General features: G+C 58.6%; 11 protein-coding genes. 6 read left to right on the forward strand and 5 right to left on the reverse strand.

Annotated elements, in window-relative coordinates:
• The first annotated feature begins 173 nt into the window (after positions 1-173).
• The 3 genes from JJT62_RS04430 to JJT62_RS04440 all read left to right on the forward strand — a co-directional run bounded on the left by JJT62_RS04430 (position 174) and on the right by JJT62_RS04440 (position 4,181).
• Complete coding sequence (locus JJT62_RS04430) at positions 174-1,862, forward strand: FAD-dependent oxidoreductase (RefSeq protein ID WP_202071431.1); 1,689 nt, start codon at positions 174-176, stop codon at positions 1,860-1,862.
• A 47-nt stretch (positions 1,863-1,909) separates the two neighbouring features.
• A complete protein-coding gene (locus JJT62_RS04435) occupies positions 1,910-3,172 on the forward strand; it encodes a DegT/DnrJ/EryC1/StrS family aminotransferase (protein WP_202071432.1) in 1,263 nt (420 codons plus the stop codon).
• A 349-nt stretch (positions 3,173-3,521) separates the two neighbouring features.
• Positions 3,522-4,181, forward strand: coding sequence for a lytic transglycosylase domain-containing protein (locus tag JJT62_RS04440; RefSeq protein ID WP_246744678.1), 660 nt, complete (start codon positions 3,522-3,524; stop codon positions 4,179-4,181).
• Between the two features lie 128 nt (positions 4,182-4,309).
• Here the strand turns inward: JJT62_RS04440 and JJT62_RS04445 are convergent, their stop codons facing one another.
• Entirely contained in the window at positions 4,310-5,482 is a 1,173-nt protein-coding gene (locus JJT62_RS04445; protein ID WP_202071434.1) for a polysaccharide biosynthesis/export family protein, read from the reverse strand.
• 667 nt (positions 5,483-6,149) lie between these two features.
• Here JJT62_RS04445 and JJT62_RS04450 point away from each other — a divergent pair.
• Together JJT62_RS04450 and JJT62_RS04455 are read left to right on the forward strand one after the other, a co-directional pair.
• On the forward strand, positions 6,150-6,887 hold the full coding sequence (locus tag JJT62_RS04450) for a polysaccharide deacetylase family protein (RefSeq protein WP_202071435.1): 738 nt from the start codon (positions 6,150-6,152) through the stop codon (positions 6,885-6,887).
• Between the two features lie 45 nt (positions 6,888-6,932).
• Entirely contained in the window at positions 6,933-8,168 is a 1,236-nt protein-coding gene (locus JJT62_RS04455) for a glycosyltransferase family 4 protein (protein WP_202071436.1), read from the forward strand.
• 294 nt (positions 8,169-8,462) lie between these two features.
• On the opposite strand, the gene JJT62_RS04460 is transcribed toward JJT62_RS04455, so the two are convergent.
• The 4 genes from JJT62_RS04460 to JJT62_RS04475 all read right to left on the reverse strand — a co-directional run bounded on the left by JJT62_RS04460 (position 8,463) and on the right by JJT62_RS04475 (position 13,003).
• On the reverse strand, positions 8,463-9,560 hold the full coding sequence (locus JJT62_RS04460; RefSeq protein WP_202071437.1) for a glycosyltransferase family 4 protein: 1,098 nt from the start codon (positions 9,558-9,560) through the stop codon (positions 8,463-8,465).
• Positions 9,561-9,914: 354 nt separating this feature from the next.
• The gene (locus JJT62_RS04465; protein WP_202071438.1) at positions 9,915-10,844 is read right to left on the reverse strand and encodes an NAD(P)-dependent oxidoreductase; all 930 of its coding nucleotides are present in this window, start codon (positions 10,842-10,844) and stop codon (positions 9,915-9,917) included.
• Positions 10,841-12,094 (reverse strand): hypothetical protein, encoded by a 1,254-nt coding sequence (locus JJT62_RS04470; protein ID WP_202071439.1) that lies wholly within the window; start codon positions 12,092-12,094, stop codon positions 10,841-10,843. Before JJT62_RS04470 ends, JJT62_RS04465 begins: the two co-directional genes overlap by 4 nt.
• 147 nt (positions 12,095-12,241) lie before the next feature.
• A complete protein-coding gene (locus tag JJT62_RS04475) occupies positions 12,242-13,003 on the reverse strand; it encodes an RraA family protein (RefSeq protein WP_210340542.1) in 762 nt (253 codons plus the stop codon).
• Positions 13,004-13,621: 618 nt separating this feature from the next.
• Here JJT62_RS04475 and JJT62_RS04480 point away from each other — a divergent pair.
• Positions 13,622-14,236, forward strand: coding sequence for a WecB/TagA/CpsF family glycosyltransferase (locus tag JJT62_RS04480; RefSeq protein WP_246744680.1), 615 nt, complete (start codon positions 13,622-13,624; stop codon positions 14,234-14,236).
• The last annotated feature ends 35 nt before the right edge of the window (positions 14,237-14,271 follow it).

Raw genomic sequence — 14,271 nt, forward strand, 5'->3', positions numbered from 1 at the left:
CACACAAGCGCAAATGATGAAGAATGTCCCTGTCTCGAAAAAATCATACTTAGCCCATTCGGCTTAGACCTTTTTGCCAGCCAAGCATATCCAGAATTCAACGCCGCTCGTTATTGATATAATATTGCTCTCATGGTCTGATCGATCCGTAATTATTCAAGGAAAAGCGGATCATGTTCATCGACGCGTTAGGTTTGGACGATGAATACAGGATAGAATCCGAGATCTGCATCATAGGCGGGGGCGTTGCGGGGATCACCCTCGCGCTCGAGTTCGAGAAACGCGGCATAAAGGTCGTTCTTATCGAGAGCGGCGGCTTCCAAAGCGAAGAGGCCAACCGCGACCTTTATCGTGGGGAGAGCGTTGGGCTGCCCTATCGTTTCGCCGATGGCTGCCGTAGCCGCTACCTTGGCGGAAGCAGCAACTGCTGGGGCGGCTGGTGCAGGCCCTTCGAAGAAGACGACTTCGTCGCGCGCCACTGGGTCCCCTATAGCGGCTGGCCGTTCGAAAGATCGGAGCTCGAGCGCTATTATGAGCGCACCCATTCCATTCTGCAGCTTGGCCCAACCAATTTCGACGCGTCTTTCTGGGTGGACGCGATCGGACGCAGCAACGTCCGGCGCCACTCTTATGCCGGCGACGATGTTATCGACGTTATTTCTCAGTTCAGCCCGCCGGTTCGATTTGGACAGGTCTACCGCCCGCAATTGAAGCAAGCGCGTCATGTCACCGTCTTCCTCAATGCCAATGTCACCGACATTTCGACAGGAGGGGGCGAGTCGATTCGCTATGCACAACTGAAAATGTTGAACGGGCGCTCGGCGACCGTCTCGGCCAAAATCTTCATTCTGGCGACCGGGGGCATAGAGAACGCGCGCCTGTTGTTGCTGTCCAACAAGGATCGGCCGCAGGGGCTCGGCAATCATCATGATTTGGTCGGACGCTTTTTCATGGATCATCCCTGCCTGACGACGGCAACCGTCCGCTTCCGCGACGGATGGTCCGACAACATGCTCTATGACGCGAAATTCCATTACCGCAACGACGCCGTCGCCGCCCACGGCACCTGCATCGCCGGGCATCTCTCTTTAAGTCCCAAAGCGCGCGAGCGCGAGCGGCTGTTGAATACCAACATCACCTTCGTGCCGATATTCCCGGGCGAATACACCGGCGTCAAAGACGCGCTTGTCCGCCTCAAGCGCCGACTCGAAGGCGTTCAAGAAACGCAACGCTCCCTGCTGCGCGAATTCCTGACGCTGGCGGGGCAGCCGCTCAATACTCTCGGCTTCATCGCCGCGCGTTATCTGCAAATGGGCTCGCTGCAGATGCGCTCGCTCATCGACCACACACGGCTCCAGGTCATTTGCGAACCGGCTCCCAATCCCGATAGCCGCGTGACGCTTTCCATGGCGAGGGATCAGCTCGGCTTGAACCGGGTGAAAGTCGATTGGCGCCTCGGCGACCAAACCAAGAGAACCATCGACCGTACGGTCGCTCTTGTCGCTGAAGAGTTGAGCCGCTCCGGAGTCGCCGACATAGCGCTCGACCCGCCCATCGTCGAAAATGGCTGGCCGGAAAGTTTCTCGCAGGAGGGATGCTGGCACCATATGGGAACGACGCGCATGCATGAGTCGCCCAAGCTCGGCGTCGTCGATCCCAACTGCCGCATTCACGAAATCACGAATATGTATGTTGCCGGCAGCTCGATTTTTCCCACAGCAGGCGGCGATTTTCCAACGACGACCATCGTCGCTCTGGCGCTTCGACTCGCCGATCATATCGCATCCACTCTGGAGCGTGGTTCGAGCGCCGACATCGTTACGAAACTGGCGAACGCAGAAAGCACGCTTCGAACGCCATGACAGGCTCGGTCCTGTTGTGCGCCTGAAGCAAATGTGGAGTTGTTCGAATGGTCCAGCCGAGGCAGATCGTCTACCCGATGCGGTACCTCACGCCGTGGGTCTCGGGAAACGCGCAATCAGAAAGAACCTTCATTGCGCAAAGCTCGGAGAGGCTGGGCGGCGCTTATATCCTCCCGCTTGGTCGGGCGCGGGCGGGGTTGTACCTTCTGGTCAAAAGCGCGCTGACCGATACGAGGCGGCGCGTCCTGATGTCGCCTTTGACGATTGCCGATGTCGTCAACATGGTGAGATTTGCCGGCGGCGAGCCGGTGTTCGTCGATTGCCTTCCCCACTCCACGAATATGGATGTCGCCCATCTGCGCTCTCTCATCGACGACAGCGCGGCTTGCGTGTTGCTCACGCATTATTGCGTCACCCAGAACAGGACGCAGGAGATTGTCGGCCTGTGCCACAGTAACGGCGTGAAAGTCTTCGAGGATTGCGCCGTGGCTCTCGGCGCGACGCTCGACGGACAGCCGGTCGGCGCGTTCGGCGACGCCAGCGTGTTCAGCCTGTCGGGCTTCAAGATTCAGAACTTCATCTGGGGCGGTTTTATCGCCACAAGAGATGCCGAGCTTTTCGACGCGCTCTCGCGCGAAGTGTCGCGCTGGCCACGTCTGCGGCCGCGGCAGTATCTCGGAATGGCGAAGACGGTGCTTCGCTATGCATTTCTGACAAGTCCGCTGGTGTTTCCCTTCGCGTTTCGGGCACGAAGACTAAGCGTGCAGCAAGGGAAAATCGCCGATCTTATTCCCCGCGTTCTGATCGAAACGCCAACTCTGGACGAGACGATCACGACCCGTCCGTCACTGGGCGCCTTTGCGGAATGGAACTACAAGTCCCGCGATGTCGAGCGCATCAATGCGCATCGGCGAAAGATCGCTGCGATCTATGACAAAAGATTCCGAGACCTTTGCGCGGCGACGGAAACGGACGAAGAGACGCGCGCGTCCTCGTCCTGGTTCAGCTATCCGATCGTCGTCGGAAAAGAGAACAGGGAGCGCGTCTATCGGGAAGTGTTGCGGCGCGGCTATGACATCGGCCTCATGTTGTATCCTAATGTGCACGAGCTTCCCGCGAATGCGACCATTCCAGGACGCTCCAGCACGATCTCCGCCTTCGTGCGCGCCATTCTCACGCTGCCGACGCATCCGAGAATCACCGCGTCTTACGCCGAGGAGCTGGCAAGCTGCGTCGCCGAGGTACTGGCGAACTACGCGCAGGATGTCCAATCTCCGAGTATCGACAACGCGCCAAAGGAAAGAGTTTAGGCGCTTTGCGTTTCACGAGACCCGGCGGCGAGCGCGCTGGTCTCGAGGAAATAGATCAATCGGTCGGCGCGAGGCGTTCATCGGCGCCATTACTTTTTCAACTCCGACGCGAGACCTGCTGACATGCGAGCATCCAATGCAGCGACGTGAGAACCGGCAATTGTCCGGGTTGTTCCGCCCGGCGCGCACATCCTTTGGGATTTGCCTGCTATCGGGCGCGCTCGCTTCAGATATTTGCAATCGACCGCAAAAGCCGGCGCCTATCGAGGCCCCTATGTCCGCGCGCGAGGCGACGAGCGGCATCAAGCTCCTGACGGCGCAAGAGGAGCCGCCAGCGCAAGCAAAGCTCTTGATCGACGCGCATCTCACCTCGCCTCGAGCCAGGTTGATCGGCATGGTGCGCGCCGAGGCAAAGATCAGGAATCTTCCAGAAGACCTCGCAGAAGCCGTCGCCTATATCGAAAGCGCCTATGATCCGGAGGCGAAGGGGGCGGTGGGGGAGGTTGGGCTGATGCAAGTGCTTCCCAGCACCGCTGCCATGATGGGCTTCAAGGGCGCCATGAGCGACCTAGCTGCGCCGCAAACCAATATCTACTACGGCGTGGGTTACCTCGCCAAAGCCTGGCGTCTGTCGAACGGCGACATCTGTCGCGCATTGATGAAATACCGAGCGGGCCTCGGAGAAGAGCGCATGACCGCGCGCTCGATCGACTATTGTCGGCGCGCAAAGCTGTATCTTTCGCAGATCGACTCCGGGTTCAAGCGCGAGGACGCAATCGCGCCGCGACTCATTTCAAGCGCGAATGCTGAACCGCGCGCGATTGCCCCGACCTTAAATGTGTCAGCCGGGGCGCCGCTTCCGGCCAAACTTCTTATTAGGCCGCAATCGCCAAAACGGTTCAAAAGCTCCGAAAATTTCTGGGTGTGGCATGAGGCGCGCATCCGGGCGCTCAAGCAAAAGGTCCATGCCAAATGGGGGCGTTTCCTATTTGCCCGAAACAGAGGCTGACGGCCGGGTTAGGCCATGCTTAAGCCCCGAGCGGGTATCCAGAGCCGCAAACGCGCTGATGTTACCCTGGTTCTCGATCGCTCGCTACGCGAGCGTCGGGAATGACACCCAATCAAACGGATCTCGTATCAGTAGTGCAACACGAAGCTCGTTTGGGCGGCGTTCAGCGTTATGTAGGAAAGGTCCGCCAGCACCTGAAGCGTCTTTCTCAGCTCGACCGTCGGCGCGTTGCTGATGTAGATGACGTCGCTGTGGATGACGTCGATTTGCTGGGACGCCAGCAAATGATTGGGATCTCTTAGATCAAAGTGATAGATGGTCGGGACGGTCGGCGTAACGTAGCTCGCCACCGGGCGCCCGATTTTCTCGAGCGCTTGTTTCTTCTCCCAGCGGAGCAGAAACACGCCTGTCGGATCGGCTTGCGTATCGAGAAGTCCTTGCGCGCGGCCGACGGCCTCCGCAAGGGTGATCTTGGGCACGTCGATTGGATAATGGCCGCTTTTGCCTGCCGCTCCGAGCGCTGTGTAGAATCTCGGCTCGCGTCGCAAAAAGACCGAATCCCCGGGGCGCAGAAAGATGTTCTCGCGAGGATCGGCGATGATGTTCTGCATCATGGCCGTCGCGGTCTTCCCCCCACGATTGATCGTGATGGAAGTCTCGTAATCGGCCCACTTCGGGCCGCCTGCGAGAGCGATGCCCGCGAGCAGTTTTTGGCCAGCCCAGTTGACTGGGAAGCTACCGGGCCTCTGCGCTTCGCCGAGAACCGAAAAGAGGCTCGAACGCGAATCGACGAGGCTGACGACAATCTGCGGCTCGACCGCTCGCGTTTTGAGCTGGCTGACGATTTCCTGCTCGAGCTGACGGGTTGTCTTTCCTCTCGCCATAATGCGGCCGGCGTAAGGAACGCTCACGGTTCCGTCTTGCTCGACGACCTGCTGCGGGAAATTCACGTAATTGCCTTGTCGGATCGTGTCCGTTGCGGCCGGCGTGAAGAGCCCTCCCGCGGAGGCTTCGTAGACCGAAAGTCCGATGACGTCGCCAACCCCGATCGTGACCTGCGAGGGACCCAAGCGGCCGCCGCCGAAGTGGCCATAGAGGCTGTCGCTGGACCGGCGCCGCAGGATCTCGAGGATCGGGCTGGAGTATTCGATCAGCTCATAGTTCGGACGGAGTACCTCGCCATCTTGGGTTACCGCATTCGCGTAAACAGCCTCGATCTGCGGCCCTGAGCCGGGCGTGAAACATCCTTCGAGGGCGAGCGGCAGCAACAGCAAGCCCGTGAAGGGGATCAAGCCTCGCATGGATCGGGTAATCCTTTTCGTTGAGCTACACGGCGATAGGATGCGTTACGCTATAGATATTTCTGCATGAACGTCTCATGCCTCTGCCAATTTACGCAATCGAGAATGTTACGTACGTACGAGAGTTTATGCTCACTGTTGCAATCTCACAACAAGCAAAATGGCCAAGACCCAGATAATTGGAACCCTCCGGCGCCAAGAGAATGGCGTCACAAGGCGTCAACTTTCGAGGTAATCTCAATGTTTACTGGGAGTTGACCTAGTTGCGACGCGCTCCGTCGCCAGGTCGACGAAAATTACCGCGACGAGATGCTTGGGCTTGAGCATTATCCCGGCGAAATCCGCGTTCTTATAGTTAAGGTCGCGCTCGGATCGGTCGCCGGGCTTTGCACGATCATCTCGGCAACACCGGCGAGGTCCGGGCGCCGCTGTGTCGCTCTGCTCACCGCATATGGACATTCGAAATTGGCGGGTCGAGCGGACGCTCAAGACGCGAACGCGCCTATGCCAAGGCAAGTCCGGATTACCACGACTTCGAGCGTGAGAGATTGGCGCCGCTACCTTTGACCAATTCAAAGATGTGCGCGCCCGGGCGCTAATGCCTCAGCGACCGAGTAGCGCTTTTTCGTTTCGAAAGCGCCGCTTCCGATTGAGGAGAACCGAATCCGTGGCCTCCAAAACCTTTATTACGACCAGTTGGGACGACGGACATCCGCTCGATCTGCGCGTGGCGGAGCTACTGGCGAAATTCGATGTGTCCGGCACCTTCTACATCCCTCGCGCCAATGAGAAAGCAACTCTGACAGAATGCGAAATCCGCGAGTTGAGCGCGGCGTTCGAAATCGGCGCGCATACGCTTGGGCATCAAGTTCTGACCGAGGTTTCCCTTCCACGCGCAGAGGCGGAGATCTCCGGCTCGAAAAGCTGGGTCGAGAGTGTCACCGGCGTCTCTTGCAGAATGTTTTGCCCCCCTCAGGGGCGATACAGCCGTCAGCATATGCTCATGGCGGAGCGGGCGGGCTATGTCGGGTTTCGAACCGTTGCGCTGCTGTCTCTCGATCTTCCGCAACGCGTGGGCGGCATCATGCTGATGCCGACGACGATCCAGGCCCACCCCCACGACGCGATGGTCTATGCGAGAAATACATTAAAGCGGGCGGCGCTCAGGAGCATATGGCGCTTCGTCACCCATGGCCGCTCGCGCGATTGGCCCGTATTGGCGCGCTCGCTCGCTTGCGAGGCCACGACAAGAGGGGGCGTGTTTCACCTCTGGGGCCATTCATGGGAGCTGCAAGACAATAATCAGTGGGAGCGTCTGGAATATATCCTCGCGCTTCTCGGCGATCTGGCAAAAGACGCGCGCACGCTCTCGAACGGGCAATTATGCGCCGAAGAGAGTCGCTGAGACGGCGATACATCTCCAAATTTTGAAGGCAGCGAGGGCTCCCCGATGGACATCGTCGTCGCGCACGACTTTTATCAGCAAAGAGGCGGAGAGGATCAGTGCGTCGAGGACGAGGTGAAAATGCTGAGGTCGCACGGCCACAATGTGATCGAATACTTTGTCCACAACGACTCTCTCGAGGGGATGCCGCCCCTCACGCTCGCCGCCAACACCATCTGGAGCAGACAAGCATTCAACGACCTTGGCGCGATCGTGCGTGACCGGCGCCCCCAGGTCGTGCATTTCCACAACACTTTGCCGCTGATTTCTCCTTCTGCATATTACGCAACCAAGCAGCACGGCGCGGCAGTCGTTCAGACCCTGCATAATTACCGGCTTCTTTGCCCCAACGGGCTTTTCTTCCGTCAGGGAAGGGTGTGTGAAGATTGCTGCGGCAAAATGGTTCCTTGGCCCGCGATCAAAAATAAGTGCTACCGAGCAAATCGCGCAGCGACCGCGACAATCTCCGGGATGCTCGCGATCCATAAACTCGCAGGGACATGGCGCAGCGCCGTTGATATGTATATTGCACTCAGTGAATTCGGCAGACGCAAGCTCGTCGCGGGCGGCTTTCCAGCCAGTAGAGTAGCGACGAAGCCTAACTTCCTCGCTCGTGACGCCCAGCCGGGTCCCGGGCGCGGCGGCTACGTCATATATGCTGGACGCCTTTCTAGCGAGAAGGGCGTCGATCTATTGCTGGAGGCCTGGGGCGCGCTCGGCCGCGAGGTTCCTCTCAAGATTATCGGCGACGGCCCGATGGCGGGGCGCGTAAAAGATGCTTGCTCGCAAGAGCCTGCGATCGAGTGGCTGGGCCAGCTCGACATAGAAGCTGTCTACGAACTCGTTGGAGACGCCGATGCGCTGATCGTGCCGTCAAGATGCTACGAAAATTTCCCGCGCGTGATCGTCGAGGCCTTTGGCAAAGGAACGCCCGTCATCGCGCCAGGCTTCGGGCCCATTGTGGAGATTATTGAAAATGGCGTGACCGGCCTGTTGTTTCGACCGGGCGATGCATCGGATCTCGCGCAGAAAGTTCGAGGCATGATGGCGGATGGAGTAGCGCGCGCTCATATGCGCCGAGCTGCCTATCGGGCCTATGCTGACAATTTTACCGAAGACGCCAATCACAAGTCGCTCATGCGAATCTACGAAAGGGCTATCGCGACGGCGGACGCCGGAAAGAGCAGGCGGCGCCAATCTATACGCGTTTACGCCGAGACCCGACAAAAAACGCCTCAGTAAATCGAGTCGAACAATTTCCGGAATTGGCTCGCACCGGTGTCTGTCATACGAGATTCGCTTGATTGGTTCTGCGCCGTCCCCGACGCTCGCGCCGTTTGGATACACAGGAAATCACCGCCGTCATTGCGAGGAGGCGGAGCCGACGAAGCAATCCAGGGCCGCATCGCCGCCCTGGATTGCTTCGCTTCGCTCGCAATGACGGGCTCTGGGCAAAACCAGCGCTCTTGTGGCTCTGGATTCCCGATCACGCGCTTGCGGCCGGGAACCGCGCCCGACGCAAGCGGATCACGACCTTCATCGAGCGGATAAGCTCTGCTCCGCGTCGCGACTTTCGATGTACCGCGCCGGTAAACGCTTTTCGATCTCGGCGTAAAGCGCCGCCGTCACGGACGGCCACTTGTAGCGCTGGTAGCGTCGGACTGCGCCATTTGCCAAATCGAGACGCTTGTCCTCATCCAGCGCAAGAGAAGCTATCGCATCGGCAAGGGCGCCGACGCATTCCGCCTCGCTTCGCCCCGCGGCCGGAATGACGCATCCGCAGGTCTCGTCCACCATTTTCGCCGGACCGCCCAACCCCAGGCAGATCGCGGGCAATCCATTGGCGAAGGCTTCGAGCACCACGGTCGGGGCTGCGTCATGCAGGCTGGGAAAAAGAAAGGCGTGATGTTCGCGAAACATCGTCAGCGTTTCATCATGGGGCGCCTGACCACGAAATCGGACATGCTCGGAAACCTCAAGACGCCGCGCCAACTGCTCGAAATCCGCTCGCGCAGGCCCGCTTCCGACAAGCGTCAATGTCGCTTCGGCGCCGCGCGAACGGGCAGCGGCGAGCGCGCGGATGGCCAGATGGCCGCCTTTCCAATAAACCAGCCGTCCCGCATAAAGCAGCCGAAATGGACGACCCGGGACGCGACGCTGCGGTCGCGTTTCCTCAGCCTCGGCGATGCCCATTCCGACGTCGACAACGGCTTTGTCCCGGTATCGAGGCGGGACCGCTGCGAGAGATTCTTCAGAACGCACGAAAATAAGCGCGCCATTACGGAAGGCCGAGCGGGTAAACGGGTCGATCCGCAACACCACATTGTGCATGTCGCGAAAAAGCTCCGAAAGCCGATCCTTCAGTGGCATGCTTTTGCGTAGCGCGAGCGGCGCTCTTTCGCCGCCGCCTAAGGGCCCGATCACTGTGGGAAGCCCAAGTGACGCGAGAAGAGTCGGATAGCGGATTCCCGCCAGCGTAACGTGGTGAATAATGTCGAAGCCTGCGTGTCGATAACGGCGCCAGGCGCGCTGAAGCGCGCAAAACTGCCATAGGAAATTCACCGTGTGCCAGGTGAGGGAAAAGAAACCCATCTTCAAGCCGCGGTCCCGCAACGCCTCGAGCCAGGGCGGCATGTATATGTCGAAAGTAAGATTTGGCGGCAAAGCTCCCGCACCGATCTCTCTTTCTATTTCGGGACGGAACTCTGTTTGGGTCAGCACATGAACAACATGACCCAATCGAGCTGTTTCGATCGCCATATTCCAGCCGACGCCAGGCTCGGATCCCTGCCCCGGGCCACATGAAAATGCGCTCATGAGGATCTTCACAGCAAAGCCCCGCATAATTGACGTTAAACGGATCGGAGGGTTTTGCGAGGCGCGAGGATGCGCTACGCGGACCTTGAGCAAATTCTTAAAGGCGTCCCTTGCAGGTTGGAAAATGCTCTTCGGAGATAATCCGAAGTCGCATAATTCTAAACCTTTGGGCTATGCTTGGGCATGAATTTCATGCCGGACGTTCTGCTCGGCGTCATTCGAATCCCGCGGCAAAGTAGTTCGCGTCAGCGCGGCCTTTATAAGAGCAACCAGGTTCTTGGACTCCTCGGCCGGTATTTCCTCCAATCGAAGCCGCTCCAAGACAAGCCTGCCGCTCCTCGTGATCGCGGCGTCTCCTCCCATCGCGTCGACCCAAGTTTCGATTTCCCGCATTTCATCCAGCCGGCGCCTTGCGTGATGGACATAGGTTGGAAGCGTTCGACGCAGAAACTGCAACATGCCCGGATAGAGTTCCTCAAAAAGGCTTATCGTGAGCTCGAGCTGGCTGGAGTTGGCGGCGGCGCCCATCGCCTCCAAAAAAAGAACCGGCAATGTTTTTGTCACGCTCGCCATAGACATTTTAACGGCGGCGGCTGCGACGAAATCGTCGCCTGCTATTTTGACTCGCGTAAGCGGTTCGAAAAGCGCCGCTGCTTCACGGGCGTTCTCTCCGCTTATGACGATGATGTTGTCTATGGTCAGGCTATCCGATGGACCGAACACGCTTACCTTCGCAGAAGCGACATCGGCCGGCACAAGCGCGTCGAGCACGTCTTGCGCCGTCAATGGCGAAATAGAGTTGCCATCCACATAAAGGGGCCGAGAGGAGGATGTCAGAATGTCGCGCTCGCTCCGGCGCCGCGCAACCAGTCGAGCGACAGATAATGCCTGGGCAGGGGGCACAAAAGAAAGGATCACATCACACGCGTCGACTGCCTCAGGAAGCGATGTCGTCAGAACAAGGCCGGCTTCGGCGGCGCGCCGCCTGGTTTGTTGGCTTCGACCGGAAACGTCGCAGAAGACTTCATGGCCCGTCGCCGCCAAAGCGCGCCCGATTGCCGCGCCAAGCCCTCCGGGCGACAAAAGTGCAATTCGGCTCATGGGTTCTTACCCGCCTGGACTCCGGGAAGGCGGAAGTCGATAGATTTCCCGAGGAGTCTCGCGCGGCACATCTCGACGAGCCGTAAGGCGCGCTGCGCATTGCAGTAGAGGCTCGGCGCTGGGTCTTTCCATGAAAAATAGGGAAGGACGCGCGCGTGCGATATGCTGCGCAGCCATTCAAAAAGGGTAATCTCGCCTCGCGATCGCAATTGCCAAAAGGTGCGGAGATCCTCAGCAGGCAGCCAAAATACGAGATCCCTCTTATAATCCTGCGTCGGGATCACTGGCTGACTTGTCAGACGGGCGTAGGTGATCCAGGCAAGATCGACGCCGCTTGCCACAAGCAAAGGGTCTCCCAAGGTGAAGCGGGCGTTGGCTTCGATGACCTTCAGACGGCCATCCCGTAGGTCGCGTTTGAATTCGATATTTCCGATCCCGCGGAGCTTCACATGTTTGAAGAATTTTCGTCCCAGCTCGGCGGCTTCGGGATTCCAGTCCGAAATATGGTAGCACGCGCTGCCCGTGTGTATCGGGGAGCGGCGAAGCAATCGCTTTGTAAATTCGACGATCGGTTCCCCTCTTTCATCCATGTAGCAATAATAGCTGCAGAGGAGATCGTCGCCGCCCGGAACAAATTCCATTGCAACGGTCTTGATCCCTGTCGCGAGCCGATCCTTGAGAGCGAGCAGCTCGCTCTCATTGCGAGCCATCAGGAATTTTCCGCCGAGCCGAGCCGAGTCCGGAGAGTAGAGGGGTTTGAGAATGAACGGAAAGCGAAACTTGGACGTCAGCTCGGAGAGTTGAGCAGCGGAATCGACGAGCGCGAAATCGACCGTCGGCACGCCGGCCTCCCGAGCTCTATAATAGGTTTGCAGCTTGTCGAGGAGGCAAAGCCGGGTTGCTGGATCACCCTCCTCGATCAGAAATTTGCGCGAGAGCGCTTCACTATTTTGAGAGATCAACTTTATAGCGGGATCGCTACAGGCAAGCAGCGCCGCTCCGCCAAGGTAATCCGACTCCGGCCCAAGCAGGAACTTTTCCCATGACGCGGGCGATCCGCCATCGGACATGCGTAGCCATGTGACGCCGCGAGAGTATCGAACGGGTTCGCTCGCATCGCAAAGGACATAAACTTTGATCCCTTTGCGGATGAGGCTGCGCGCCACAGACAAATTATTGTATGTCCCGTCGATAACGATCGCGGCGGCTGGTTGCTTTTGAGGGGAACTGAAATCGCTATGATCAACCATGAACGCTCCTCGCAGGATTTCAGCCGGGTGGGACGAACCCGTCTTTTTTCAAAAATGGTGACGAACGCAGGGCCATCATTGACCGCCAGGCAGGTGCCGTCATCGCCAATCTTCCGAGTATGTCAGTGCGCGGACCTCTAAATCTGCTCAGAATCTCCACCCCAAGGAGCCAAGGATGTCGTCGACCCAGGCATTCGAAAAGGTTCCTGCCCTTAGGCTCCGCCGGTAATCCGCGCTTCTCCGCAGGTAGTCCTGCAGTCGGTCGCGGATTTCGATCGCGTGCGCCTGTGGCACAATGACGATTCCGCTCGAGTCTCCGACAACAATGTCGCCCGGGTGGACGACGACGCCGCCGCAGCAAACTGGATAATTGATTTCGCCGGGGCCTCTATGGAGCGGCCCTACGGGCGTTGTGCCACGCGCGAAAACCGGAAAGCCGGTTTCTCGCACGCCGTCTATATCGCGCACATATCCGTCGACCACAAAGCCAGCAATGCCCCGATGCTTCGCCTTTGTGCAAACCATGTCGCCAAGCACAGCGTTTAGAGAAGATCCTCGAGCGTCGATAACGACGACGTCGCCAGGCCGCGCGACATCGAGCGACTTATGCACCATAAGATTGTCGCCAGGAAAAACCCGCACTGTACAGGCTGGTCCGATCAATCGCTTTTCAGACGCAGCCAGGGACTTGATTTCGGGATCGACAGCATAGAGCCTGTTCATCTGGTCGGAGATGTCGGCGACGTCGAGCCCTTCGAATGCCTCCAGCACCTCAGGCGCCGGCCTGTCGAAATCGAGTCTTATGCGGAATCCGGGGCCAAGGTGGATCTTTGCTGAACGCGGCGGGGTCACCCCCGTCGGTACGACATTTCCCGTCGAAGACACGGCTGTCGAAGCAAATTGTTTCATGAGCATGTTTCCCTCGTGGGATCGGAAATGCGCGCGCTCCATCCACGCCCGCCGTCTTCCTTGCCCACCGCGTCGAAAAAGTTTTTCTCCGCCAGAGAAAAAACTTTCACAGATTCAATGCCACATCCTGGGCTTCTACTGAATTAGATATACGGGCTACCTCTAAGGGGCCTCCGCAGCGCTCGCTAAAGCGAGGCGATGGTTTGCGAATGTCGTATGAATGTTGGAGTGGCGCTGGGAAGCCTTCATCCAATCGGAGGCATCCTCGAGAGTTAGTCCCGGGCGCCAAGCTGCATCCGCTTGCGCAATATCCATTCTGTCGTCGTCCGCATATCGTTGCCGCATCAGAGCCGAGGGCGATGTATCGGCGCTCGAGAAAGAAGGATGCGGCCATTGCGACCTTTCGAAAGATCTTGCGACGCTTCTTGTCACGGCGCCGGTCCAGAGAGTGTACGAGAAAAGATCGCTGAGGATGTAAGTGTGTTTGGGGTTAGGCTCAGCGCTACGAATCTCAGAGAAGCGTCCGCGCTTGTAGAGCGATCGATCCGTGAGCGTCGGAAAGTCTATATTTGCGTCACGGACGCAAACGCGCTTCTCGCCGCCCGGCAGGATGCGACGTTGAACGAAATCTATCAGAACGCAGCCCTATCTCTGCCGGATGGAATGCCCATCGTGTGGCTTTCGAAGCTGCTCGGAAAATCCGGGGTCGAACGGGTGCGTGGAACGGATTTCATGCGGGCAGTCACGGCAATGTCATGCGGGCTCGGTCTGCGTCATTTTTACGTTGGCGGGGCTCCGGGAACCGCTGCTGCGCTGAGCGCGAAGCTGATCGCCGCTCATCCTGGGCTCGAAGTGGTCGGCGCACTCTGTCCTCCCTTTCGGGAGCTTTCGGCCGCCGAGAACCTCGAAACGGTCGAGGAGATCAATGCCGCGAGGCCGGATGTCCTATGGATCGGCCTTGGCGCGCCCAAGCAGGAACGCTGGATGGCGGCGAATTTCGACCGCATCGACGCGCCCGTCATGGTTGGCGTCGGAGCGGCCTTCGATTTTTTGGCAGGAACCAAACCAGAGGCGCCGAAATGGCTGCAGCGAAGCGGCCTGGAATGGCTTTTTCGATTGGCTTGCGAGCCGAGACGGCTCTGGCGGCGTTATGCGATCGTGGTGCCCACCTTCCTATGTTTGAGCGCGCGAGAATTGTTACTGCGCCGTTTGATGAAGGTGCAGAAGGTCTAAGCTGTGTTAGCCGAGGTGTTCCACTGACTGGCGGA

It is taken from the genome of Methylocystis sp. Sn-Cys (genome assembly GCF_016745395.1).
GTDB classification, from domain to species: Bacteria; Pseudomonadota; Alphaproteobacteria; order Rhizobiales; family Beijerinckiaceae; genus Methylocystis; species Methylocystis iwaonis.

Excerpts from the sequence above, each read along its gene's own strand:
- JJT62_RS04475 (WP_210340542.1), bottom strand. The coding sequence starts at position 13,003 with ATGAAACAATTTGCTTCGACAGCCGTGTCTTCGACGGGAAATGTCGTA.
- JJT62_RS04465 (WP_202071438.1), bottom strand. The coding sequence starts at position 10,844 with ATGAGCCGAATTGCACTTTTGTCGCCCGGAGGGCTTGGCGCGGCAATC.
- JJT62_RS04470 (WP_202071439.1), bottom strand. The coding sequence starts at position 12,094 with ATGGTTGATCATAGCGATTTCAGTTCCCCTCAAAAGCAACCAGCCGCC.
- JJT62_RS04445 (WP_202071434.1), bottom strand. The coding sequence starts at position 5,482 with ATGCGAGGCTTGATCCCCTTCACGGGCTTGCTGTTGCTGCCGCTCGCC.
- JJT62_RS04460 (WP_202071437.1), bottom strand. The coding sequence starts at position 9,560 with ATGCCGCCCTGGCTCGAGGCGTTGCGGGACCGCGGCTTGAAGATGGGT.
- JJT62_RS04435 (WP_202071432.1), top strand. The coding sequence starts at position 1,910 with ATGGTCCAGCCGAGGCAGATCGTCTACCCGATGCGGTACCTCACGCCG.
- JJT62_RS04430 (WP_202071431.1), top strand. The coding sequence starts at position 174 with ATGTTCATCGACGCGTTAGGTTTGGACGATGAATACAGGATAGAATCC.
- JJT62_RS04455 (WP_202071436.1), top strand. The coding sequence starts at position 6,933 with ATGGACATCGTCGTCGCGCACGACTTTTATCAGCAAAGAGGCGGAGAG.